Origin of the sequence: Amycolatopsis sp. SID8362, from assembly GCF_010550475.1 — a bacterium.
Lineage (GTDB): Bacteria > Actinomycetota > Actinomycetes > Mycobacteriales > Pseudonocardiaceae > Amycolatopsis > Amycolatopsis eburnea.
Window position 1 is genome coordinate 1 of the sequence record NZ_JAAGNB010001298.1, and the last position, 1865, is coordinate 1865.

Genomic DNA, 1865 nt, shown 5'->3' on the forward strand with positions numbered 1-1865 from the left:
CCGCACGTGCGAGCCCGGACCGTCAGTGCGTCCGGGTCGTGATCAGCCGCGCCAGCGCGGCCAGCTCCGCCGCCGGCCGGGGGACCGGGTTGGCCGACGCCAGCTCCCGCAATCCCTTCGCCACCAGTGCCGCCGCCTGGGCCTGGCTCCATTGGCGGCCGCCCGCCGACTCCACCAGGGAGGCCGCGCGGGTCAGCTCCGCGTCGTCCAGGGGGTCCGTGCCTTCGTAGAGCGACGCCAGTTCCGCGCCCGCCTCGGTGCCCGACGACAGCGCCGTCACCACCGGGAGGGACTTCTTGCGGTTCTGCAGGTCCGAGTACACCGGTTTGCCCGTCTCCGCGGGGTCGCCCCAGATCCCGAGCAGGTCGTCGACGTGCTGGAACGCGAGGCCGACCGCGCGCCCGAACGCGCCGAACCGGGCCGGTGGCCGGGTGCCGTGGAGGGCGCCGAGTTCGCAGGCCGCGCCGATCAGGGCCGCCGTCTTGCCGGTCGCCATCCGGATGCACTCCGGGGGCGTCACATCGTCGCGCTGCTCGAAGTCCAGGTCGGCGGCCTGTCCTTCCAGCAGCGCGAGCACGCCCTGGGACAGCAGCTTCGCGCCGTCGCGGGTCAGCTCCTCGAACGCGAGGCTCAGCAACGCGTCCCCGGCGAGCACCGCGGGTCCGGTGCCGAAGACCGTCCACGCCGTCGCGCGGTGACGGCGGGTCGTGTCGCCGTCCATGATGTCGTCGTGCAGCAGCGAAAAGTTGTGCACCAGCTCCACCGCGACGGCCGCGGGCACGGCCTCCGCCGGATCGCCGCCCGCCGCCTCCGCGCACAGCAGGACCAGCGCGGGCCGCAATGCCTTCCCACCGTCCGCCGACGACGGCGTGCCCTGCGCGTCCCACCAGCCGAAGTGGTAGCCGGCCACCCGCCGCATCACCTCCGGCAGCCGGTCCGCGGTGGCGCGCAGCGCCGGGTCGACCAGCCCCTTGCTCCACGCGAGGACTTCGGCGAGCGGGCGGGCCGCGGTGCGTGCGTCCATGGTCGTCATGCGAGCCCGACCTCCACGTCGTCGAGGACGCCGAGTGCGTCGGGGACGAGCACGGCGGCGGAGTGGTAGGCGCTGACGAGATAGGAGGTGACCGCGCGGTCGCCGGTGCCCATCAGCCGGACGTTCACCCCGGGCTGGTATTCGTCGGGGAGTTGCTTGGGGCGTAACCCGATCACGCCGGCGTCGTCTTCGCCGGTGCGCATCGCCAGGATCGACGTGGTCCCGGTGTCGGTGACGGGGATTTTGTCGCAGGGCAGGATGGGGACGCCGCGCCAGGCGTTGACTCGTTTCCCGTCCAGCAGGGTGGTGTCGGGGTAGACCCGGTGGGCGGTGCAGGCCCGCCCGAACGCGGCGATCGCCCGCGGATGGGCGAGGAAGAACTTCGTTTTCCGTCGTCGGCAGAGCAGGTCGTCCAGGTCCAGCGGGGTGGGTGGCCCGCTGCGGGTGGTGAGCCGGTGTTTCAACCCGGCGTTGTGCAGGAGTCCGAAGTCGGTGTTGTTGATCAGGTCGTGTTCCTGCCGTTCCCGCAGGGCTTCGACGGTGAGCCGGAGTTGCTGGTCGAGCTGGTTGTGGGGGGTGTTGTAGAGGTCGGTGACGCGGTTGTGGGTGTGCAGGACGGTTTGGGCGACGGCGAGTTCGTATTCCCGCGGTGCGGGGTCGTAGTCGACATAAGTCCCGGCCAGCAGGGGTTCGCCGTCGTGGCCGGCGGACAGGTCGATGCTCGCTTCACCCTTGCTGTTCTGCGGTTTCCGCGGGCGGGCCGCGGCCTCGGCGAGGTGGGTGCGCAGGGAGTCGAGACGTCCGTTGAGGCGGGCGTAGGTGGCGGCGGGCA

General features: G+C 72.1%; 2 protein-coding genes. Both read right to left on the reverse strand.

The window, feature by feature from the left end:
- Positions 1-22: 22 nt before the first annotated feature.
- Positions 23-1033 (reverse strand): family 2 encapsulin nanocompartment cargo protein polyprenyl transferase, encoded by a 1011-nt coding sequence (locus G3I65_RS39960; RefSeq protein ID WP_160700684.1) that lies wholly within the window; start codon positions 1031-1033, stop codon positions 23-25.
- Positions 1030-1865: family 2B encapsulin nanocompartment shell protein (locus G3I65_RS39965; RefSeq protein WP_275940191.1), on the reverse strand; the 836-nt coding region annotated here is incomplete at its 5' end. The genes G3I65_RS39965 and G3I65_RS39960, both read right to left, overlap by 4 nt.